At 73.9% G+C, this 21,535-nt stretch carries 13 protein-coding genes and 2 pseudogenes; 9 read left to right on the top strand and 6 right to left on the bottom strand.

All coding sequences use genetic code 11. The annotated features are described in order from the left end of the window. Positions 1-20 precede the first annotated feature (20 nt). Together GHR20_RS26760 and GHR20_RS26755 are read right to left on the bottom strand one after the other, a co-directional pair. Entirely contained in the window at positions 21-698 is a 678-nt protein-coding gene (locus GHR20_RS26760; protein ID WP_243878139.1) for a TetR/AcrR family transcriptional regulator, read from the bottom strand. Positions 699-728: 30 nt separating this feature from the next. Next, positions 729-1,514, bottom strand: a complete 786-nt coding sequence (locus GHR20_RS26755) for an SDR family oxidoreductase (RefSeq protein ID WP_153814606.1) — start codon at positions 1,512-1,514, stop codon at positions 729-731. A 53-nt stretch (positions 1,515-1,567) separates the two neighbouring features. Here GHR20_RS26755 and GHR20_RS26750 point away from each other — a divergent pair, with 53 nt between their 5' ends. Together GHR20_RS26750 and GHR20_RS26745 are read left to right on the top strand one after the other, a co-directional pair. Continuing rightward, positions 1,568-2,707 carry an acyl-CoA dehydrogenase family protein gene (locus tag GHR20_RS26750; RefSeq protein ID WP_153814605.1) on the top strand — a complete coding sequence of 380 codons (1,140 nt, stop codon included), beginning with the start codon at positions 1,568-1,570 and terminating at the stop codon, positions 2,705-2,707. Beyond that, complete coding sequence (locus GHR20_RS26745) at positions 2,707-3,669, top strand: acyl-CoA dehydrogenase family protein (RefSeq protein ID WP_153814604.1); 963 nt, start codon at positions 2,707-2,709, stop codon at positions 3,667-3,669. Before GHR20_RS26750 ends, GHR20_RS26745 begins: the two co-directional genes overlap by 1 nt. A 10-nt stretch (positions 3,670-3,679) precedes the next feature. Here the strand turns inward: GHR20_RS26745 and GHR20_RS26740 are convergent, their stop codons facing one another. The 4 genes and pseudogenes from GHR20_RS26740 to GHR20_RS26725 all read right to left on the bottom strand — a co-directional run bounded on the left by GHR20_RS26740 (position 3,680) and on the right by GHR20_RS26725 (position 12,149). Continuing rightward, positions 3,680-4,405, bottom strand: a complete 726-nt coding sequence (locus GHR20_RS26740; RefSeq protein ID WP_111582452.1) for a VWA domain-containing protein — start codon at positions 4,403-4,405, stop codon at positions 3,680-3,682. Between the two features lie 484 nt (positions 4,406-4,889). Continuing rightward, the gene (locus tag GHR20_RS26735; RefSeq protein ID WP_148027337.1) at positions 4,890-6,353 is read right to left on the bottom strand and encodes a glutamate synthase subunit beta; all 1,464 of its coding nucleotides are present in this window, start codon (positions 6,351-6,353) and stop codon (positions 4,890-4,892) included. Next, positions 6,346-10,856, bottom strand: a pseudogene (gltB, locus tag GHR20_RS26730) (glutamate synthase large subunit). The gene GHR20_RS26735 and the pseudogene gltB overlap by 8 nt, the downstream one beginning before the upstream one ends. 561 nt (positions 10,857-11,417) lie before the next feature. Next, on the bottom strand, positions 11,418-12,149 hold the full coding sequence (locus tag GHR20_RS26725) for a VIT1/CCC1 transporter family protein (RefSeq protein ID WP_111582449.1): 732 nt from the start codon (positions 12,147-12,149) through the stop codon (positions 11,418-11,420). A gap of 275 nt (positions 12,150-12,424) precedes the next feature. On the opposite strand from GHR20_RS26725, the pseudogene GHR20_RS26720 reads away from it, so the two are divergent. The 7 genes and pseudogenes from GHR20_RS26720 to GHR20_RS26690 form a co-directional block, all read left to right on the top strand. Next, a pseudogene (locus GHR20_RS26720) lies at positions 12,425-13,402 on the top strand (ADP-ribosylglycohydrolase family protein); the annotation flags it as partial. Positions 13,403-14,774: 1,372 nt separating this feature from the next. After that, positions 14,775-15,890 carry an ADP-ribosylglycohydrolase family protein gene (locus GHR20_RS26715; protein WP_111582448.1) on the top strand — a complete coding sequence of 372 codons (1,116 nt, stop codon included), beginning with the start codon at positions 14,775-14,777 and terminating at the stop codon, positions 15,888-15,890. A 7-nt stretch (positions 15,891-15,897) separates the two neighbouring features. Then, positions 15,898-17,202 (top strand): ADP-ribosylglycohydrolase family protein, encoded by a 1,305-nt coding sequence (locus GHR20_RS26710; protein WP_153814603.1) that lies wholly within the window; start codon positions 15,898-15,900, stop codon positions 17,200-17,202. Beyond that, positions 17,190-18,551 (top strand): ADP-ribosylglycohydrolase family protein, encoded by a 1,362-nt coding sequence (locus GHR20_RS26705; protein WP_153814602.1) that lies wholly within the window; start codon positions 17,190-17,192, stop codon positions 18,549-18,551. The genes GHR20_RS26710 and GHR20_RS26705 overlap by 13 nt, the downstream gene beginning before the upstream one ends. Further along, the gene (rbsK, locus tag GHR20_RS26700; RefSeq protein ID WP_111582446.1) at positions 18,548-19,441 is read left to right on the top strand and encodes a ribokinase; all 894 of its coding nucleotides are present in this window, start codon (positions 18,548-18,550) and stop codon (positions 19,439-19,441) included. The genes GHR20_RS26705 and rbsK overlap by 4 nt, the downstream gene beginning before the upstream one ends. Then, positions 19,438-20,718 (top strand): CoA transferase, encoded by a 1,281-nt coding sequence (locus tag GHR20_RS26695; protein ID WP_275549793.1) that lies wholly within the window; start codon positions 19,438-19,440, stop codon positions 20,716-20,718. The genes rbsK and GHR20_RS26695 overlap by 4 nt, the downstream gene beginning before the upstream one ends. Continuing rightward, positions 20,715-21,521 carry a CoA ester lyase gene (locus GHR20_RS26690; protein ID WP_153814601.1) on the top strand — a complete coding sequence of 269 codons (807 nt, stop codon included), beginning with the start codon at positions 20,715-20,717 and terminating at the stop codon, positions 21,519-21,521. The genes GHR20_RS26695 and GHR20_RS26690 overlap by 4 nt, the downstream gene beginning before the upstream one ends. The last annotated feature ends 14 nt before the right edge of the window (positions 21,522-21,535 follow it).

Raw genomic sequence — 21,535 nt, 5'->3', positions numbered from 1 at the left:
CCCTCACCAGGAAAGGGGTGTTATCCGCTGTGCCCGCTCTTCTCGCTGCGCCCTTCGTGCTCTTGGCGCTTTTCACGCTCTTCGTGCTGTGTGCGTACGGCGATGCCGTCCAGCACCATCGACAGGTACTGGCGGGCGATCTCCTCGGGGCTGTGCTGCCCGCCGGGCCGGTACCAGGAGGCGGCGACCCACACGGTGTCGCGGACGAACCGGTAGGTGAGCCGGACGTCCAGGTCGGCGCGGAAGACGTGTTCGGCGACGCCGCGTTCCAGAGTGGAGAGCCAGGCCCGTTCGAACCTGCGCTGGGACTCGGCGAGGAAGGCGAACCGGTCCTGGGCGACGAGTTGCCGGCTCTCCTTCTGGTAGATGGCGACGGCGGCGCGGTGCCGGTCGATCTCCCGGAAGGACTCGGTGACGAGGGCCTCCAGCGTCTCGCGGGGCCCGAGTCCGGCGGCGAGGACGGTGTCGTAGCCGCCCCACAGCTCGTCGAGGAAGGTCCGCAGGATCTCTTCCAGCATCGACTCCTTGGAGTCGAAGTGGTAGTAGAGGCTGCCCGCGAGCATGCCGGCGTGGTCGGCGATGCGGCGGACGGTGGTGGCGTTGTAGCCGTGCTCGGCGAACACGTCGGCGGCGGTGTTGAGGAGTTCGCCGCGCCGGACCGCGGCGGCGGTCACCTGGGGCTTCTTCTTGGTCGGCACGCACCCATTCTGGACGCTCCCCCGCTCGCCCTAGGCGCGCTGGCTGCTGACGGCGACGGTCTCGCCGGTCATGTACGAGGAGTAGTCGGAGGCGAGGAACACGATCACGTTGGCCACCTCCCAGGGTTCGGCGGCGCGGCCGAACGCCTCGCGTCCGGTCAGGTCCGCGAGGAGTTCGGGGGTGGTGACCTTCACCAGGTGGGGGTGGTGGGCGAGGCTCGGCGCGACGGCGTTGACCCGCACCCCGTAGGCGGCGGCCTCGATGGCGGCGCAGCGGGTCAGGGCCATCACCCCGGCCTTGGCGGCGGCGTAGTGGGCCTGTCCGGCCTGGGCGCGCCAGCCGACGACGGAGGCGTTGTTGACGATCACCCCGCCGCCGGTGGTGCGCAGGGCGCGCAGGGCGGCGCGGGTGCAGCGGAAGGTGCCGTTCAGGGTGACGTCCAGGACGCGGGTCCACTGGTCGTCGGTCATGTCGGCGAGGGGCGAAGTGCCGCCGAGGCCCGCGTTGTTGACGACGATGTCCAGTCGGCCGTGCTCGGCGGCGGCCGTCTCGAACAGGGCCTGGACCTGCCGCTCGTCGGTGACGTCGCAGGGCAGGGCGGTCACCGCGCCCGGGAACCGCCGGGTCAGTCCGGCCGCGCACTCCGCGAGGCGCCGGGGGTGTGCGTCGCTGAGCAGGACGCGGGCGCCCTCCTCCAGGAAGCGGCGCGCGGTGGCCCCGCCGATGCCGGTGCCGGCCGCCGCGGTGACGACGGCGGTGCGGCCGTTGAGCAGTCCGTGCCCGGGGACGTAGGCCGGGCTCTCGACGCCTGTCATAGGGCCACGCTAACCTACCAAACACTTGTTAGGGAAGGATGGTGACGGCGGCCATGGACCTGACCTTCTCCCCGGCCGACGAGGAGTTACGCGCCGAGGCCCGCGCCTGGCTGGCGGCGCATGTGCCGCGGGTGCCGCTGCCCTCGCTGGAGACCGCGGCCGGGTTCGCCGCCCATCGCGCCTGGGAGGCCGAACTGGCCGCGGACCACTGGTCGGTGGTGTCCTGGCCGCGGCGGTACGGCGGGCGGGACGCGGGACTGCTGGGCTGGCTGCTGTTCGAGGAGGAGTACTGGGCGGCGGGCGCGCCGGGCCGGGTCGGGCAGAACGGGACCGATCTGCTGGCGCCGACCCTGCTGGCGCACGGGACACCGGAGCAGTGCGCGCGGGTGCTGCCGCCGATGGCCTCGGGCGAGGTGGTGTGGGCACAGGCGTGGTCGGAGCCGGAGGCGGGTTCGGATCTGGCCTCGCTCAGCTCCCGGGCGGTGCGCGCGGACGGCGGCTGGCTGCTCAGCGGCCAGAAGACCTGGTCCTCGCGGGCGGCCTTCGCGGACCGGGCCTTCGGGCTGTTCCGCAGCGATCCGGGGGCGGAGCGCCCGCATCAGGGGCTGACCTATCTGATGTTCGACCTGCGCGCCCGGGGGGTCACGGTGCGTCCGATCGGCCGTCTCGACGGCAGGCCCGCGTTCGCGGAGCTGTTCCTGGACGAGGTGTTCGTGCCGGACGGGGACGTGATCGGCGAGCCGGGACAGGGCTGGCGGATCGCGATGTCGACGGCGGGCAACGAGCGGGGGCTGACGCTGCGTTCACCGGGCCGCTTCCTCGCGGCGGCGCACCGGCTGGTCGCGCTGTGGCGGGCGCGCGGCTGCCCCGAGCACGCGCGGGAGCGGGTGGCGGACGCGGTGATCGGCGCCCGCGCCTACCGGCTGTTCACCTACGCGGCCGCCTCCCGGTTCCTGGCCGGCGACCGGCTCGGCCCGGAGACCAGCATGAACAAGGTGTTCTGGTCCGAGCTGGACCTCGCACTGCACGAGACGGCGCTCGATCTGCTGGGCCCGGAGGGCGAGGCGGCGGAGGGCGCCTGGGCGCAGGGGTACGTGTTCGCGCTGGCCGGGCCGGTCTACGCGGGGACCAACGAGATCCAGCGCGACATCATCGCCGAGCGGCTGCTCGGTCTGCCGAAGGGACGCCGCTGATGCGCTTCCTGCCCGATGCCGAACAGCGGGCCTTCACCGGCGTGCTGGACGCCCTGCTGACGGCGGCGGACACCCCGGCGGTGGTCCGGGAGTGGGGCCGTGGCGAGCACGCGCGCGGGCGGGCGCTGTGGGCGCGGCTCGGAAAGGCGGGGGTGTTCGGGCTCGCGGTGCCGCAGGAGTACGGCGGGGCGGGGCGGCGCCCGGTGGAACTGGCCCTCGCGTTCGTGGAGCTGGGGCGGCACGCGGTGCCCGGCCCGCTGGTGGAGACGGTCGTGGCGGCGGTGCTCCTGGACGCGCCGCCGTACGCCGGGCGCTTTCTGCCGGGGCTCGCGGCGGGCGAGGAGGCGGCCACCGTGGCGCCGCCCGGCGGTCTCGCCCTGGACGGGGACGCGGCCGCGCTCCGGCTCGCGCTCACCCCCGGCGGCCTGTACCTGGCGAAGCCGGGGCCGGTGCGCGCGTCCCTCGATCCGGCCCGCCGGCTGACCCCGCTCGCCCCGGACGGCGCGCCGCTGCTCACCGCTCCCCCCTGCGAACGGGCCCTCGGCTGGGCCCGGCTGGCCGTCGCCGCCCAGGCCCTCGGTGTCGGCCTCGCGCTGCTCGACCGCACGGTGCGTTACGTCGGGCAGCGCACCCAGTTCGGGGTGCCCGTCGGCTCCTTCCAGGCGGTCAAGCACCGGCTGGCCGACGCGAAGACGGCCCTGGAGTTCGCCCGGCCCCTCGTGCTGGGCGCGGCGGTGTCGATGCGTCCGGCGGACGTGGCCGCGGCCAAGCTCAGGGCGTGCGAGGCGGCGTACACCACCGCGCGGACGGCGCTGCATCTGCACGGCGCGATCGGCTACACCGCGGAGTACGACCTCTCCCTGTGGCTGACCAAGGCCCGTGCGCTGCGCACCGCGTGGGGGACGCCCGAGGAGTGCCGGGCGCTGGTCCTGGCCGACGCCCTCGGGGAGGTGGCGCCCTGAGCGGGCCGGTTCAGGAGGGGCGGACGACGCCCGCGGCGCGCGCGGCCGACAGCCAGGAGGGGAACTCGCCGACGAGACGGTCGTACAGCTCGGTGTCGGGGACGCGCCGGGGGTCCTCGCCCGCGTGGAAGAAGCCGGCGTTGTCCACGATCCGCTTGCCGGGCACCGGGAGTTCGTCGAGCTTGCGCAGGAAGTCGAACTGCTTGCTGTGCGGGTCGCCGAAGCCGATGAACTGCCAGAACAGGGGGAGCTTGGCGGACTTGCAGAGATAGCGTTCCGCGGCGAGCTTGTTGATCGGGCCGCCGTCGGTCTGGAAGACGACCAGGGCGGGATCGGTCGCGCCGCTGTCCAGGTAGTGGTCGATGACGGCGTCCATCGCCAGGTGGTAGCTGGTCTTGCCCATGTGGCCGAGCCCGGCGACGATCCGCTCGACGCTGCCCGCGTGCCGGGCGAGGGGGATGTCGGTGACGGCGTCGATGTCGGTGGAGAAGAACACCACCGGCACCCGGCCGTCGTCGTCCAGGTGCGCGGACAGCCCGAGCACCCGGTCGGCGAGCGCCTGGACGCTGCCGTCCTGGTAGTAGGGGCGCATGGAGCCGGAGTGGTCGAGGACGAGGTAGACGGCGGCGCGCAGTCCGTCCAGGCCGTGTTTGCGCAGGCTGACCCCGGCCGAGCGGTAGGCGCCGACGAGCGCGGGCGCGGTCTCCTCCACCTTGCGCAGGCTGATCGCGGCCATGGCCCCCTCTGGCTGTTCCGAGGGGCCGAGCCTACGTGATCACGCGCACGGGGCGGCACGGCCGGCCCACCGGTTCGCTGTTTTGTTCGCCGCCGAGTCCCTCGTGACGACCTGTTGACCCGGCTGGGCCGCGTGCGCTCCCTCGCCCTGTATCCGCTGTCGGCGCTCGGCGGTTCGGTGGGGCTCACTTCCTGGCAGGGCAACCTCGGGGGCTGCTCTCGGGCAGCCGCGGTGACGCCGGCGTACGCCTACGCGCCCCGCGAGGGGCGGCGCGCGCTGGTGCAGGCGGGGGTGTGCGTGGCCCTGCTCGCCCTGCTGCTCGCGCTCGCCTGGCTGACGGCGGCCTCGCTGACCGCCGGAGCCGGGGCACCGCGCGGCGGGGCGGAAAAGTCAACGGCGTCTGCCCGGTCGTCCGGTCGGGGACAGGTGGGCAGACGCCATTGGTGTTCCGCACGCCTTTGTGCGGGACGTTCCAGGGGTGCCGTCAGACCGCGAGCGCGCGGTCGGTCGGGCGGATCGGGGCCGGCAGGTCGCTGGCCCCGGTCAGGTAGCGGTCGACGCCGCGGGCGGCCGAGCGGCCCTCCGCGATCGCCCAGACGATGAGGGACTGCCCGCGGCCGGCGTCACCGGCGACGAACACCCCCGGCACATTGGTCTGGAAGTCGGCGTCGCGGGCGATGTTACCGCGCTCGTCGAGGTCTAGACCAAACTGCTCCACCAGACCGTTCTCCCGGTCGGTGCCGGTGAAGCCCATCGCCAGGGTGACCAGCTGGGCCGGGATGCGGCGCTCGCTGCCCGGCTTCTGGGTCGGCTTGCCGTCCACGAACTCGACCTCGGCGATGTGCAGCCACTGCACATTGCCCTCCTCGTCGCCCTCGAAGTGGGTGGTGGAGGCGGAGTAGATCCGGTCGCCGCCCTCCTCGTGGGCCGAGGTGACCTTGTAGAGGATCGGGAAGGTGGGCCAGGGCTGCCCGGTCGGGTGCCGCTCGTCGTTCGGGCGGGGCATGATCTCCAGCTGGGTGACCGAGGCCGCGCCCTGCCGGTGGGCGGTGCCCACGCAGTCCGCGCCGGTGTCGCCGCCGCCGATCACGACGACGTGCTTGCCCTCGGCCGTCACGGGCGGGGCCACGTAGTCGCCCTCCTGGACCTTGTTGGCCAGCGGCAGGTACTCCATCGCCTGGTAGACGCCCTTCAGCTCCCGCCCGGGGACGGGCAGGTCGCGGGCGGTGGTGGAGCCGGCGGCGATCACGATCGCGTCGTAGCGCTTCTTCAGGTCACGGGCGCTGAGGTCGCGGCCGACCTCCACACCGGTGCGGAAGCGGGTGCCCTCCGCGCGCATCTGCTCGATACGGCGGTTGATGTGCCGCTTCTCCATCTTGAACTCGGGGATGCCGTAGCGCAGCAGGCCCCCGATGCGGTCCGCGCGCTCGTAGACGGCGACCGTGTGGCCGGCCCGGGTCAGCTGCTGGGCGGCGGCCAGGCCGGAGGGGCCCGAGCCGATCACCGCGACCGTCTTGCCGGACAGGCGCTCGGGGATGCTCGGGGCGACGTGCCCGCCCTCCCACGCCTTGTCGATGATGGAGACCTCGACGTTCTTGATGGTGACCGGCTGCTGGTTGATGCCGAGCACGCACGCCGACTCGCACGGCGCGGGGCACAGCCGCCCGGTGAACTCCGGGAAGTTGTTGGTGGCGTGCAGCCGCTCGTAGGCGGCGGCCCAGTCCTCGCGGTAGGCGTAGTCGTTCCACTCGGGGATCAGGTTCCCGAGCGGACAGCCGTTGTGGCAGAACGGGATGCCGCAGTCCATGCACCGGCTGGCCTGCTTGCCGATGATCGGCAGCAGGGAGCCGGGGACGTAGACCTCGTTCCAGTCCTGGACACGCTCACCGACGGGACGGGTCGTGGCGACCTCGCGGCCGTGGTTGAGGAAGCCCTTCGGATCAGCCATTGGTCGCCGCCTCCATCATCTTCTCGGTGATCTCGGTCTCGGAGAGACCGGCTCGCTCGGCGGCGTCCTTGGCGGCGAGCACTGCCTGGTACGTGCTGGGGATGATCTTGCTGAACCGGGCCGCGGCCGCGTCCCAGTCGGCGAGCAGCTTCGCGGCGACGGTCGAACCGGTCTCCTCGGCGTGCCGGCGCACGACGTCGTGCAGCCACGCCTTGTCGGACTCGGTCGGCTCCTGGACCGCGTCCGCGTTGCCCGCGTTGACGTTGTCGGGGTCGAGGTCGATGACGTAGGCGATGCCACCGGACATGCCCGCCGCGAAGTTGCGGCCGGTCGGGCCGAGGACGACCGCGTGACCGCCGGTCATGTACTCGCAGCCGTGGTCGCCCACGCCCTCGGAGACGACCAGCGCGCCGGAGTTGCGCACACAGAACCGCTCACCGGTACGGCCGCGCAGGAACAGCTCGCCGCCGGTGGCGCCGTAGCCGATGGTGTTGCCCGCGATCGTCGAGTACTCGGCGAGGTGCTCGGCGGCACGGTCCGGGCGGACCGCGATCCGGCCGCCCGAGAGGCCCTTGCCGACGTAGTCGTTGGCGTCGCCCTCCAGGCGCAGCGTGACACCACGCGGCAGGAAGGCGCCGAAGGACTGGCCCGCGGAACCGGTGAAGGTGATGTCGATGGTGTCCTCGGGCAGGCCCGCGCCGCCGAACTTCCGGGTCACCTCGTGGCCGAGCATGGTGCCGACCGTGCGGTTGATGTTGCGGATGGCGACCTGGGCGCGCACCGGCTGGGCCTCGGTCGCGTCGTTCGCGGCCAGGGCGTCGCCGGCGAGCTTGATCAGCTCGTTGTCCAGGGCCTTCTCCAGGCCGTGGTCCTGGGCGATCAGCCGGTGGCGGACGGCGCCCTCGGGCAGGTCCGGCACGTGGAACAGCGGCTCCAGGTTCAGGCCCTGCGCCTTCCAGTGGTCGACGGCGCGCCGCACGTCCAGCGCCTCGGCGTGGCCGACGGCCTCCTCGATGGAGCGGAAGCCCAGCTCGGCGAGCAGCTCGCGGACCTCCTCGGCGATGAACCGGAAGAAGTTCACGATGTGCTCGGCCTTGCCGGCGAAGCGCTCGCGCAGCACCGGGTTCTGGGTGGCGATGCCGACCGGACAGGTGTCCAGGTGGCACACGCGCATCATGACGCAGCCGGAGACGACGAGCGGCGCGGTCGCGAAACCGAACTCCTCGGCGCCGAGCAGCGCGGCGATGACCACATCGCGGCCGGTCTTGAGCTGACCGTCGGTCTGGACGACGATCCGGTCGCGCAGCCCGTTGAGCAGCAGCGTCTGCTGGGTCTCGGCCAGGCCCAGCTCCCAGGGGCCGCCCGCGTGCTTGAGGGAGGTCAGCGGGGAGGCGCCGGTGCCGCCGTCGTGGCCGGAGATCAGCACGACGTCCGCGTGCGCCTTGGACACACCGGCCGCGACCGTGCCGACGCCGACCTCGGAGACCAGCTTGACGTGGATCCGCGCCCGGGGGTTGGCGTTCTTGAGGTCGTGGATCAGCTGGGCGAGATCCTCGATGGAGTAGATGTCGTGGTGCGGCGGCGGGGAGATCAGGCCCACGCCGGGCGTCGAGTGACGCGTCTTGGCGACCCACGGGTAGACCTTGTGGCCGGGCAGCTGGCCGCCCTCGCCGGGCTTGGCGCCCTGGGCCATCTTGATCTGGATGTCGTCCGCGTTGACCAGGTACTCGGAGGTGACGCCGAAGCGGCCGGAGGCGACCTGCTTGATCGCCGAGCGGCGCGCCGGGTCGTACAGGCGCTCCGGGTCCTCGCCGCCCTCACCCGTGTTGGACTTGCCGCCCAGCTGGTTCATGGCGATGGCGAGGGTCTCGTGCGCCTCCTTGGAGATGGAGCCGTACGACATCGCGCCGGTGGAGAACCGCTTGACGATCTCGCTGACCGGCTCGACCTCCTCGACCGGGACCGGCTCCCGGCCCGAGGCGAAACCGAACAGGCCGCGCAGCGTCATCAGGCGCTCGGACTGCTCGTTCACGCGCGCGGTGTACTTCTTGAAGATGTCGAAGCTCGCGGTGCGCGTGGAGTGCTGGAGGCGGAAGACCGTCTCCGGGTCGAACAGGTGCGGCTCGCCCTCGCGGCGCCACTGGTACTCGCCGCCGATCTCCAGGGCGCGGTGCGCCGGGGCGATGCCGGAGGCGGGGTACGCCTTGGCGTGGCGGGCGGCGACCTCGCCGGCGACGACGTCGATGCCGACGCCGCCGATCTTGGTGGCGGTGCCGTTGAAGTACTTCTCCACGAAGCCCTCGTCCAGGCCGACGGCCTCGAAGACCTGGGCGCCGCGGTAGGAGGCGACGGTGGAGATGCCCATCTTGGACATGACCTTCAGGACACCCTTGCCGAGGGCGTAGATCAGGTTCTTGATGGCCTTCTCGGGGTCGGCGCCGTCGAGGAAGGTGCCCGCGCGCACCAGGTCCTCCACCGACTCCATCGCCAGGTACGGGTTGACCGCGGCGGCGCCGAAGCCGATCAGCAGGGCGACGTGGTGGACCTCGCGGACGTCGCCGGCCTCGACCAGCAGGCCCACATGGGTGCGCTGCCTGGTGCGGATGAGGTGGTGGTGGACGGCCGCGGTGAGCAGCAGCGAGGGGATCGGCGCGTGCTCGGCGTCGGAGTGCCGGTCGGAGAGGACGATCAGGCGGGCGCCGTTCTCGATGGCCGCGTCGGCCTCGGCGCAGATCTCCTCGATGCGGGCGGCCAGCGACTCGCCGCCGCCGCTCACCCGGAACAGACCGGAGAGGGTCGCGGCCTTGAAGCCGGGCATGTCGCCGTCGGCGTTGATGTGGATGAGCTTGGCCAGCTCGTCGTTGTCGATCACCGGGAAGGGCAGCAGGACGGACCGGCAGGAGGCGGCGGTCGGGTCGAGCAGATTGCCCTGCGGGCCGAGCGCGCTGCGCAGGGAGGTGACCAGCTCCTCGCGGATGGCGTCCAGCGGCGGGTTGGTGACCTGGGCGAACAGCTGGGTGAAGTAGTCGAAGAGCAGCCGGGGGCGCTCGGACAGGGCCGCGATCGGGGAGTCGGTGCCCATGGAGCCGATCGGCTCGGCGCCGGCGCGGGCCATCGGGGCGAGGATGACGCGCAGCTCCTCCTCCGTGTAGCCGAAGGTCTGCTGGCGGCGGGTGACCGAGGCGTGGGTGTGCACGATGTGCTCGCGCTCGGGCAGGTCGCCCAGCTCGATCTCGCCGGCCTCCAGCCACTCGGCGTACGGCTGTGCGCCGGCGAGGCCGGCCTTGATCTCGTCGTCCTCGATGATGCGGTGCTCGGCGGTGTCCACGAGGAACATCCGGCCGGGCTGGAGGCGGCCCTTGCGGACGACCCGGGCGGGGTCGATGTCGAGGACGCCGACCTCGGAGCCGAGGACGACCAGGCCCTCGTCGGTGACCCAGTAGCGGCCGGGGCGCAGACCGTTGCGGTCGAGCACGGCGCCGACCTGGGTGCCGTCGGTGAAGGTGACGCAGGCGGGGCCGTCCCACGGCTCCATCATCGTGGCGTGGAAGCCGTAGAAGGCGCGCCGGGCCGCGTCCATGGAGGCGTGGTTCTCCCATGCCTCCGGGATCATCATCAGCACGGAGTGCGGCAGCGAGCGGCCGCCGAGGTGCAGCAGCTCCAGGACCTCGTCGAAGGAGGCGGAGTCGGAGGCGCCGGGGTGCAGAGGGGGAAGATCCGCTCCAGCTTCTCCGGGGGGCCGAACAGGTCGGAGGCCAGCCGGGACTCGCGGGCGCGCATCCAGTTGCGGTTGCCCTGGACGGTGTTGATCTCACCGTTGTGGGCGATGAAGCGGTACGGGTGCGCCAGCGGCCACGACGGGAAGGTGTTCGTGGAGAACCGGGAGTGCACCAGCGCGATCGCGGAGGCGAAGCGGCGGTCGGACAGGTCCGGGAAGAAGGGCTCCAGCTGGCCGGTGGTCAGCATGCCCTTGTAGACGATGGTGCGCGCGGACAGCGACGGGAAGTAGGCGGCCGCCTCGCGCTCGGCGCGCTTGCGCAGCACGAACGCCTTGCGGTCCAGGGCGATGCCCTCGCTCGCACCGTCGGTCACGAAGATCTGCCGGAAGACCGGCATGGTGGCGCGGGCGGTGGCGCCCAGCAGCTCGGGAGCGACCGGCACCTCGCGCCAGCCGAGGACGGTCAGGTCCTCCTCGGCGGCGATCGTCTCGATCGCCGAGACGGCGTCCTCGGTGCCCTCGCCGGGCAGGAAGGCGATACCGACGGCGTACGAACCGGCGGCGGGCAGTTCGAATCCGGCCACCTGGCGGAAGAAGGCGTCCGGCACCTGGGAGAGCAGGCCGGCGCCGTCGCCCGAGTCCGGCTCGGAACCGGTGGCGCCGCGGTGCTCCAGGTTGCGCAGCACGGTGAGTGCCTGCTCGACCAGGGTGTGGGATGCCTCGCCGGTGAGAGTGGCGACGAAACCGACGCCGCAGGCGTCGTGTTCGTTGCGGGGGTCGTACATACCCTGCGCAGCAGGGCGAGCATCCATGAACGACCAGTTCTGGCCGTTCTCGGAATGCTGGGACGGCTGGCGCGGCGTACGCATCGGCTCTCCCGTCGTCGTCATATGGCATGTGGCGTGTGCCGAGGGACGACGTTGGCCCTCTGCGGAGATGGCGAAATTTCGTGCAGGTTACATGATGGCCCGGTTCTCGGGAAGTGGATACTCCGTTTCATCATGCGGACACCACGGGGGTTCTGGGCGGGTGTCCGGAAGCCGCGCGAGACGGCCTGTCACCGCACGAAGCGGCCGGTGCCGCATGGCGCGACGACCGGGTGCCGCAGGGGGCGACCTGGTCGCCGCGGTGGCGGCGAACGCGTGGGGGGTGGACCGCTGGGCACCATCGGTCGGATCGGTGGCCATCGGTCCGGGGGGAGCAGGGGGGTCTTCGTCGGCCCGTCCCACAGGGGTGCGGCAGGCGTCATTGCCCACAGCGCTTACGGCTCATGCCCCGTGGTCACGCATCCGAAACCAACGGGTAACGGGTACTTATTCGCCACCACGTATAAGTACCGGCGCGCATCATCCTACGGCCGTTCCGAACAGTGCGCCGAGGGCGTACGTCACACCGGCGGCCGCGCCGCCCAGGGCGAGTTGCCGCAGTCCGCTGAACCACCAGCTGCGCGCGGTCACCTTGGCCACGACGGCGCCACAGCCGAAGAGCCCGAGCAGCGCGAGCAGCAGGGCGGGCCACAGGACGGTCGCGCCGAGCAGGTACGGCAGCAGGGGCAGCAGCGCGCCGAGCGCGAAGGAACCGAAGGAGGAGACGGCCGCGACCAGCGGGGAGGGCAGGTCGCCCGGGTCGATGCCCAGTTCCTCGCGGGCGTGTATCTCCAGGGCCTGCTCGGGGTCCTTGGACAGCTGCCGGGCGACCTCGCGGGCCAGTTCGGGGGTCACGCCCCGGGCCACGTAGAGCGCCGCGAGCTCGTCCTCCTCGTCCTGGGGGTGGCGGCGCAGTTCACGGCGCTCGACGGCCAGCTCGGCCTCGACCAGCTCGCGCTGGGAGGCGACGGAGGTGTACTCGCCGGCGGCCATGGAGAAGGCGCCGGCGGCAAGACCCGCGAGTCCGGTGATGACGATGGTCTGATGACCCACGGCGCCACCGGCCACACCGGTCATCAGGGCGAGGTTGGAGACCAGGCCGTCCATCGCGCCGAAGACGGCGGGGCGCAGCCAGCCGCCGTTGACATCGCGGTGCGTGTGGTTGTCGCGGTGCGCTTCGTGCAGCGCCGCCGTGGTCTCGATGAGGGCCATGATCTTCTTCCCCGATTTAGCTTAGCCAAAGCTAACTTTGGACGAGTTCTACTTTTCGACACTCCAGAATCTACGCCGTTCCCGATCACTCCGCCAGCAAGGAAAGGCTGGGCTAACCTGGGGTTTTACGGTTTTTGCGCTCATCCGCGCTCCTTACCGCTCAGGTTGCCGAGCGGGTGACAGGCCCCCGCCCCAGGCTCGTACGGCGGCTCGCCGTGGGACACATCCGCAAAGGGTCCGCGGGCCCAGGTGGGCCCCGCCGAAGGAGGCCGCCCATGGCATCGACCGCCTGCACTCCCCCGCTCCCGGCGCCCGGGGAGCTCGTCGGTCCCCGGTCCCGGGCCCGGGGCGCGCTGCTCGGCCTGGCCGTCGGCGACGCGCTCGGCGCCCCCGCGGAGAACCTGAAGCCCTCCGAGATCCGGGCCCGCTGGGGCCGTATCACCGGGTACGTCGCGGATCGGCCGCAGGGCACGGACGACACCGAGTACGCGCTCTTCTCGGGGCTGCTGCTCGCCCGGCACGGCTCCGCGCTCACCCCGGCGCACGCGGAGGCGGCCTGGCACGAGTGGATCGCCGAGCGGGCGGCGTTCCGCGGCGCGGGCTTCAGCGAGCGGGGCACGCTGGAGAATCTGCGCCGGGGCCTCGCGGCACCGATCTCCGCGCAGCACCGGCACGCCTGGAGCGACGGGCTCGCGATGCGCGCGGCTCCCTTCGGGGTGTTCGCGGCGGGCCGCCCCGGGGAGGCGGCCCGGCTGGTGGCGATCGACGGTTCCGTCAGCCACGAGGGCGAGGGCATCTACGGCGGCCAGGCCGTCGCGGCGGGGGTGGCGGCGGCGATGGCGGGCGCGCCGGTCCCGGTGGTGATCGCCGCGGCTCTCGCGGTGATCCCGGACGACTCCTGGACGGCCCGGTCGCTGCGCCGCGCGGTGGCCGTCGCCCACCGCGGCGAACGCGCGGTCCGCTCCGCGGTCGTCATCGGCGGCTACCCCTGGACCGACCTCGCCCCGGAGGCGGTCGCCCTGGCCTTCGGCGCCTACGCCACCGCCGACGGCGACTTCCGCGAGGCGGTCCTGACCGCCGTGAACATGGGCCGCGACGCGGATACGACGGCGGCGGTGGCGGGCGCGCTGTCGGGCGCGACGCAGGGCCTGCCGGCCATCCCGCCCGCCTGGGCCGCCGCGATCGGCCCGGCACGGGGGCGGTGCCTGCCGTCGATGGGGGGCCGGCATGTGCTGGAGGTGGCGGATCTCCTGGTGCGGAAGGCGAGCGCGGGTCCGGCGGGCGAGGCGAGTGGCCGACAGGGGACCGAGGGGGCCGGCGAGCGGGCGAGAGCTGAGGAGGCGAGCGTGCAGGTCGGGGACCTGGAGGCGAGCGGGCAGGTCAGGGTCCAGGGGGCGGTGGGCAGGGGGGAGTCGAGGAGACCGGTGGGCAGACGAGGGTCCAGGAGGCGAGCGGGCTGGGGGAAGTCGAGAAAGCCGGTGAACAGGCGAGGGACCAGGAGGCCGGTGGACAGGGGGGAGCCGAGGAAGAGGCGAGGGACCAGGAGGCGAGCGGGCAGGCAGGGGCCCAGGGAGTTGATGGACAGGGAGAGGCCGAGGAAGCCAGCGATCAAGTACGGAGCCAGGAGGCCGGTGGGCAGGGAGGAGCCGAGGAAGCCGAGGAAGAGGCGAGGACCCAGGAGGCGAGCGGGCAAGGGGGAGCCGAGGAGGTCGGGGGCAGGGGGAAGCCGAGGGGGTCGGCGGGCGGGGAGGAGAAGGGGGCAGAGAGCGGACGGCGGGGGAAGCGGGCGAGGCGGCCCGCGAGCGAGTCCCCGGCGTGATCTTGCCGACGCGGCTCCGCGAGCCGTGCTTGCCCACTCCGGCTGCTCCCGTCGCTCTGGTCGTTCCGACCACTCTGACCACTCCGGTCGCTCCGGTCGCTCCGGTCGCTCCGGTCGCTCCGGTCGCTCCGCCCCAGCCCACACCACCGGACCTGCGGCCGGCCGCCGCCCTCAGGGCCGCCCTCACGTCCCTGCAACCGACCACCCCACCCCGATCCGCCCTCGCGCCCCTCCAGCCAACACTCACCCCCACCCCCCAGCCGACCGCCGCGCCTCAGCCCGCCCCCACGTCCCGCCGGCCGGCCACCACTCCCCTGCTCGTCCCCACCCTCCAGCCGACCGATCCGCCCCAGCCCGCAACCGCCGCCCGGCCGACCGCTCCGCCCCCACCCGCCGCCATCCAGCCCCGCGACCCATCCCCACCTCCTCCCACGACGGCCCGGACCGCCGAACCACCCCCACCCGCCACTCCCCGGCCCTCCGAACCGCCGCCGCCCCCACCTGCCACCTCCCCGCCCTCCGAACCGTCCCCGCCCCCACCCACCGCTTCCCCGCCCTCCGAGCCACCCCCACCCCTCTCCACAACCCGCCGCCCGATCACTCCACCCCCGCCCCTCGCTCCGGCCTCCCAGCCGACGGATTCGGATGGTGGGTGGGCGAGGGGCCCGGGGTCCGGGGGCGGGGCCCCTTGGACGGGGCGGGCGTCGCCGGGGCGGCGACGTGGGTGTGGTCGGCGTCGATGCCGGGGGCGGCGGCACGGACGTGGCCGGCGTCGATGCGGGGGTCGGCGAAGAGGGGGCGCCGTGATGGCCGGGCGCGTCGAAGGGATGCTGCTGGGGCTCGCCGCCGGGGACGCCGCCGGCTGGCCCGCCGCCCGGCACCGCGCCGCCCGCATGCCCGAGTGGACCCGCCGCCTCACCCGTGAGCTGGACACCTTCGCGGAGCAGAACGCGACCACCACCCTCCCGGTGCCGATCGCCCTCAACCAACCCCCCGAGCCCCTCCGCCTCGGCCCCTCCGACGACGCCGAATGGGCGGCCTTCGCCGCGGAGGCGGTCCTGCGGGCCGGTGCCGACGACGCCTTCGGCGACCTCAGCCGTGACCGTCGTATGCGGGCCGCCATCGACCTCACCTGGTCCGCCGTCGCCTGCGAGGTCGCCGCCGCCGCGGACCGCGCGCCGGAGATCGAGTCCGCCGTACTGCCGCTGCGCGCCCGCATCTCCGTCCGCGCGGGCCTCGGCAACCTGGCCACCGGCCTGCGCCCGCCCGCCAGCGGCCACGACAACCCGCACTACTTCGACGACGCCGCCTGCGTACGCGCCTGCGCCCTCGCCGTGGCCCACCCCGGCGACCCCGAACGCGCCGCCGACCTCGCCGAGTTCGACGCCCGCTACACCCAGGACGGCGACGGCGTGCACGGCGCCCGGGCCATGGCGGCGGCCGTCTCGCTCGCCCTCACCGGCGCGGACACCGCCGCCTGCGTCACCGCCGCCCTCGCCGAACTCCCGCCCGACACGGAGATCGGCCGCAACGCCCGGCACGCGCTCGCCCTCGCCGCGGACGGCGCGTCCGCCTTCGCCCTCGTACCACTCCTCGAACACCAGATCGTGGACCACGTCTACAGCTACGGCGTCGCCGCCGCCGAGACCGTCCCCGTCGCGCTCGCGCTGGCCACCGCGACCGACGGCCGGATCGCCGAAGCCGTACCCGCCGCCGCCTGCCTGTCCCGGGTCGCCGACTCCGCCCCCGCCCTCGCGGGCGCCCTCACCGGCGCGCTCGGCGGCGCCGCCGCGATCCCGGAGCCCTGGCGGGACGCCTGCCGGGTGCTGCCCGGCTGCGCGCTGCCCCGGCTCACCGGCACCGACCTGGTGGAACTCGCCGGACTCCTGGAAGCCGCGCAACCGGCCCGCCCGGGAGGATGATTCGGGCATGACGCCCAAGCAACCCAAAGGCACCGGACAGTCCGATCTGGACGAACGGATCACCGGCGCCCTCGTCGGCGCCGCCGTCGGCGACGCCCTCGGCGGACCGGTCGAGGGTTACTCCCCCGACCAGATCACCGAGCGCCACGGCGGTCTGGTGCACGGCGTCGTCGGCCCCTGGCACGGCGACGCCTGGCGCACCGCCCGCCCGCTGGCGCCGTACCACAAGGGCGACGGCCACGTCACCGACGACACCTTGATGACGCACGCCCTGGTCCGGGTCTACGACCGCGTCCGCGACCACCTCGACGCCTACGCGCTCGCCGAGCACCTGGTGCCCGACCTGATGACCAACCCCCGCTGGATCCCCGAGCTGGAGGCGGAGGCGCTGCCGCTGCACCGCCTCTTCCTCGCCGAGAAGTGGCTGGTGGCCCGGCTCGCCTACGGTCACGCGGACCCCCGGGAGGCGGGCGTGGGGAACATCGTCAACTGCGGTGCGGCGATGTACATGGCCCCCGTCGGCCTGGTCAACGCGGCCGACCCGCGCGCCGCCTACGCCGAGGCGCTGGACGTCGCCGGTGCCCACCAGTCGTCGTACGGCCGGGAGGCGGCCGGTGTCTTCGCCGCGGCCGTCGCCGCCGCCACCGCGCCGGACGCGACGGCGGACTCGGTGGTGACCGCCTGCCTGGCGCTGGCCAAGGACGGCACCCGCCAGGCGATCGAGAAGGTCTGCGAAGTGGCCTGCCGGCACACCGACTTCGCCTCGGCGCTCGGTCCGCTGCGCGCGGCGGTCGAGCCGTACGACACCGTCGGCCCCGACTATCGCGCCCCCTCGCTCGGCGCCCGCCGCCCCTCGCGGCTGCACTCCATCGAGGAACTCCCCGTCGCGCTCGGCATGCTGGTGGTCTCCGGCGGCGACTACCGGCACGCGGTGCTCGGTTCGGTCAACTACGGGCGCGACTGCGACTCGATCGCCACCATGGCCGGTGCCCTCGCGGGCGCGCTCGGCTCGCCGGTGCCCGAGGAGTGGGCGAAGACGGTCGCGGAGGCGAGCCGCCTGGACCTGTGGCAGCCGGCCCGGACGCTCGCCCAGGTCGCGCGCGAGGTGTTCGCCCTCGACCGCGCCCGGCGCCGCGCCCATGAGCGGGCCTTCGCGGCCCTGGGAGGCGCCCCGGACCCGGGCGACGCGACCCCCTCCGACCAGGGAGGCACCCCGGCCCCGGGCAACACGGCCCCCTTCGAACCGGGGAGCACCCCGGCCCCGGGCGACACGGCCCCCTCCGACCAGGAGGGCGCGCCGTGCTTCGGCTGACCTGGGTCCAGCCCGAGGATCTGCTCGGGCACGAGCTGCGCCAGGCCCGCCTCGACGGCCGCGAGCCGTCCCGGATCGAGGAGCGCTGGCGCGCGGCGGGCGGCCCGGACGCCCCGGACCGCGCGGGCGCCTCCCCGCACCGCGTCTCCCGCTATCTGCGGCTGCTCGCCGAGGACCTCTTGGACGAACTGGCCGATCTGCCCAGCCGGCTGGCCGAGGACGAGCCGACCGAGCTGTCCGCGATCCGGGCCGCCTGCCCCGACTGGCCCACCGCGCGGCTCGCCGGGACGCCGGGGCCGCTCGCCTTCGAGGCGTCCTGGCTGGGCCGGGCCGCCGGCTGTCTGCTGGGCAAGCCGGTCGAGAAACTGCCCCTGGACGCCGTGCGCGCCCTCGCCCGGGCGAGCGGCAACTGGCCGCTGAACGGCTACTTCACCGCCCGGGGCGTGCCCGCCGAACTGCTCGACACGCATCCGTGGAACCGCCGCTCGGCCGCCACCTCGCTCGCCGAGAACATCGACGGCATGCCCGAGGACGACGACCTCGACTACCCGCTGCTCAACCTGCTGCTGCTCCAGCGGCACGGCAAGGGCTTCAGCACCGCGGACGTCGCCCGGCTGTGGCTCGAAGAGCTGCCGCCGGGACGCACGTTCACCGCCGAGCGCCTCGCCTACCGCAATCTCCTCAGCGGTGTGGAGCCCCCGCACACCGCCCGCCACCGCAACCCCTTCCGGGAGTGGATCGGCGCCCTGATCCGCGCCGACGTGCACGGCTGGACCAACCCGGGCGACCCGGCCGCGGCGGCCGAACAGGCCCACCGCGACGCGGCGTTGACCCACACGGCCAACGGCGTCTACGCGGCCATGTTCACCGCCGCCACGCTCGCCGCGGCCGCCACCGGCGACCACGATGTGCACGCCTGCCTGCGCGCGGGCCGTTCGGTCGTCCCGCACCGCTCCCGGCTGGCCGAGGCCGTCGACCACGCCGTTCGACTGGCCGCCGGACACGAGGACTTCGACACCGTGGTGGACCGACTCCACGCCCGCTACTCCGCCACCCACCACTGGGTGCACGCCCTGCCCAACACCGCCCTGCTGGCCGCCGCGCTCACCCACGCGGACGGCGACTTCACCGGCTCGATCCGGCGGGCCGTCGCGGGCGGTCTGGACACCGACTCGGTCGGCGCGAGCGCGGGCAGCGTCGCCGGGCTCCTCGCGGGCTCCCCCGCCGCGCTCCCCGAGCACTGGCGGGCCCCGCTGAAGAACCGGCTCGCCACCACCGTCGCCGACTTCGACGGCACCGGCTTCGACACCCTCGCCCACCTCACCCACCTGGAGGCGAACCGCCCATGACCCATATCGCCGTGCTCGGCAGCACGAACATGGACCTCGTCACCTTCGTCGCCAAGGCCCCGCAGCGCGGCGAGACGGTGACCGGCCGGGAGTTCCGTACGATCCCCGGCGGCAAGGGCGCCAACCAGGCGATCGCCGCCGCGCGGGCCGGCGCCACCGTCTCGATGGTCGGCGCGGTGGGCAACGACGCGGCCGGGTCCCGGCTGCGGGAGACCCTCGAACACTCCGGCGTGGACACCGACTTCCTGCGCACGGTCGAAGGCCCCTCCGGCACCGCGCACATCGTGGTGGACGACGAGGGCGGCAACTCCATCGTGGTCATCCCGGGCGCCAACGGCACCGTCGACCATCTCTCGCCCGGCGACGAGGGGCTGATCGCCTCCGCCGACACCCTGCTGCTCCAGCTGGAGATCCCGCTGGCCGCGGTGGTCGCGGGCGCCGCCGCGGCGCGGCGGCACGGGGTTCGGACGATCCTCACGCCTTCCCCCGTCCAGCCGCTGCCGGACGAACTCCTCGCCGCCACCGACCTGTTGGTGCCCAACCAGTACGAGGCGATCACCCTCACCGGCCGCACCGACCCGCGCGAGGCCGCCACCGCGCTCCTCGAACTGGTGCCGCGCGCGGTGGTCACCCTGGGCGCGACGGGCTGCCTGTACGTCTCCCGGGACGCCGAGCCGCTGGTGGTGCCCGCGCCCCGGGCCGAGGCGGTGGACAGCACGGGCGCGGGCGACACCTTCACCGGGGCGCTCGCGGTGGCCCTCGCCGAGGAGAAACCCGTACGGGAGGCCCTGTCCTGGGCCGCCGCCGCGGCGTCCCTCTCGGTCGAGCGGGCCGGGGCGTCGGCGTCGATGCCGTACCGCCCGGAGATCGACGCCCGGTTCACCGCATGAACGGGGCCACGGGAGCAGGGGCGAGCGGGGATACCGGAGAAGGGGCGCGCGGAGGTAAGGGAGGAGAGGCGCGCGGGGGTACGACGGCGCGCGCCGCGGCGCTGGACGGGCTGCGGGTGCTGGACCTGGCGACGCTCTTCGCCGGGCCGATGGCCGCGACGCTGCTCGGCGACTTCGGCGCCGAGGTGATCAAGGTCGAGCATCCGGGGCGCCCCGATCCGTCCCGGGGGCACGGTCCGGCGAAGGACGGGGTCGGCCTGTGGTGGAAGGTGCTCGGCCGCAACAAGCGGGCGATCACCCTGGACCTGTCCCGGCCGGGCGGGCGGGCGACCCTGCTGCGGCTCGCCGCCACCGCCGACGTCGTGATCGAGAACTTCCGCCCCGGGACGCTGGAGAAATGGGACCTGGGCTGGGCGGAGCTGTCCGCGGCCAACCCGCGCCTGGTACTCGCCCGGGTCACCGCGTTCGGGCAGTTCGGACCGTATGCGCACCGGCCCGGGTTCGGCACCCTCGCGGAGGCGATGAGCGGCTTCGCGGCGCTCACCGGGGAGCCGGACGCGCCGCCGGTGCTGCCGCCCTTCGGACTCGCCGACTCGGTCGCGGGCCTCACCACCGCGTACGCCGTGCTCACGGCGCTGGCCGCGCGGGAGCGCACCGGCATCGGGCAGGTCGTGGACATGGCGATCATCGAGCCGATCCTGTCCGTGCTCGGCCCGCACGCCACCTGGTACGACCAGCTCGGCTACGTCCAGGAACGCACCGGCAACCGGTCCGCGAACAACGCCCCGCGCAACACGTATCGCACGGCCGACGGCACCTGGGTCGCCGTCTCCACCTCCGCGCAGTCGGTGGCGGAGCGGGTGCTGCGGCTGGTGGGGCGGCCGGAGCTGATCGAGGAGCCCTGGTTCGCTACGGGCGCGCAGCGGGCCGCGCACGCGGAGGTGCTGGACGCGGCGGTCGGCTCCTGGATCGCCGGCCGCACCCGTACGGAGGTCCTGGCGGCGTTCGAGAAGGCGGAGGCGGCGATCGCGCCGGTGCAGGACGTGCGGGACGTGTTCGAGGATCCCCAGTACCAGGCGCTGAACACGGTGACGACGGTGCCGGACCCGGAGCTGGGTTCGCTTCGCCTGCAGAACGTGCTGTTCCGGCTGTCCGCCACGCCCGGCGCGATCCGCTGGGCCGGGCGGCCGCACGGCGCGGACACCGACGCGGTCCTCGCCGAGCTGGGCCTCGCCCCGGCCGACATCGCCGCCCTGCGCGCGGAGGGCGCCCTGTGACCCCGCTGACCTGGTTGTACGTCCCCGGGGACCGGCCCACCGTGGTCACCAAGGCGCTGGCGGCGGGCGCGGACGTGGTGGTGATCGACCTGGAGGACGCGGTGGCACCGGAGCGCAAGGAGTACGCGCGCGCCGCCACGGCGGAGCGGCTCACGGCGGCGCAGCCGGTGCCGGTGCATGTGCGGGTGAACGCCCAGGACACCCCGTGGGCGGCCGCCGACCTGGCCGCGCTGCGGGGGCTGCGCGGACTGTCGGGGCTACGGCTGCCGAAGGTGACCGGTCCCGCGGAGGTGCGCCGGGTCGCCGCCGCCGTGCCGTTCCCGCTGTACGCGCTCCTGGAGTCGGCGCCGGCCGTCGAGCACGCCTACGCCATCGCGGGCGCGCATCCCTCGCTGCGGGGCATCTCCCTCGGGGAGGCGGACCTGCGGGCGGACCTCGGGGTACGCGCCGACTCGGGGCTGGACTGGCCGCGCTCCCGGGTGATCGTCGCCGCGCGCGCCGCCGGGCTGCCCCCGCCGGCGCAGACCGTGCACCCCGACATCCGGGACCTCGACGGCCTGGCCGCCTCCTGCGCGCACGGCCGCGCCCTCGGCTTCCTCGGCCGGGCCGCGATCCATCCCCGCCAGCTCCCGGTCATCGAGCGCGCCTATCTGCCCACCCCCGCCGAACTGGAGCACGCCGAGACCATCCTCAAGGCCGCCACCGCCGAACCCGGCGCCCAGGCCCTCCCCGACGGCCGCTTCATCGACGCGGCGGTGGTGGCGATGGCCCACCGCACACTGTCCCTGGCCCGGCGAAGGTGATCGCAGGGGTGCCC

The sequence above is a fragment of the Streptomyces sp. SUK 48 genome (assembly GCF_009650765.1).
Lineage (GTDB): Bacteria > Actinomycetota > Actinomycetes > Streptomycetales > Streptomycetaceae > Streptomyces.
The sequence above is the reverse complement of the archived record's forward strand: the minus strand, read 5'-3'. Positions and strand labels throughout refer to the sequence as shown.

Excerpts from the sequence above, each read along its gene's own strand:
- GHR20_RS26755 (WP_153814606.1), bottom strand. The coding sequence starts at position 1,514 with ATGACAGGCGTCGAGAGCCCGGCCTACGTCCCCGGGCACGGACTGCTC.
- GHR20_RS26750 (WP_153814605.1), top strand. The coding sequence starts at position 1,568 with ATGGACCTGACCTTCTCCCCGGCCGACGAGGAGTTACGCGCCGAGGCC.
- GHR20_RS26745 (WP_153814604.1), top strand. The coding sequence starts at position 2,707 with ATGCGCTTCCTGCCCGATGCCGAACAGCGGGCCTTCACCGGCGTGCTG.
- GHR20_RS26740 (WP_111582452.1), bottom strand. The coding sequence starts at position 4,405 with ATGGCCGCGATCAGCCTGCGCAAGGTGGAGGAGACCGCGCCCGCGCTC.
- GHR20_RS26735 (WP_148027337.1), bottom strand. The coding sequence starts at position 6,353 with ATGGCTGATCCGAAGGGCTTCCTCAACCACGGCCGCGAGGTCGCCACG.
- GHR20_RS26725 (WP_111582449.1), bottom strand. The coding sequence starts at position 12,149 with ATGGCCCTCATCGAGACCACGGCGGCGCTGCACGAAGCGCACCGCGAC.
- GHR20_RS26715 (WP_111582448.1), top strand. The coding sequence starts at position 14,775 with ATGGCCGGGCGCGTCGAAGGGATGCTGCTGGGGCTCGCCGCCGGGGAC.
- GHR20_RS26710 (WP_153814603.1), top strand. The coding sequence starts at position 15,898 with ATGACGCCCAAGCAACCCAAAGGCACCGGACAGTCCGATCTGGACGAA.
- rbsK (WP_111582446.1), top strand. The coding sequence starts at position 18,548 with ATGACCCATATCGCCGTGCTCGGCAGCACGAACATGGACCTCGTCACC.
- GHR20_RS26695 (WP_275549793.1), top strand. The coding sequence starts at position 19,438 with ATGAACGGGGCCACGGGAGCAGGGGCGAGCGGGGATACCGGAGAAGGG.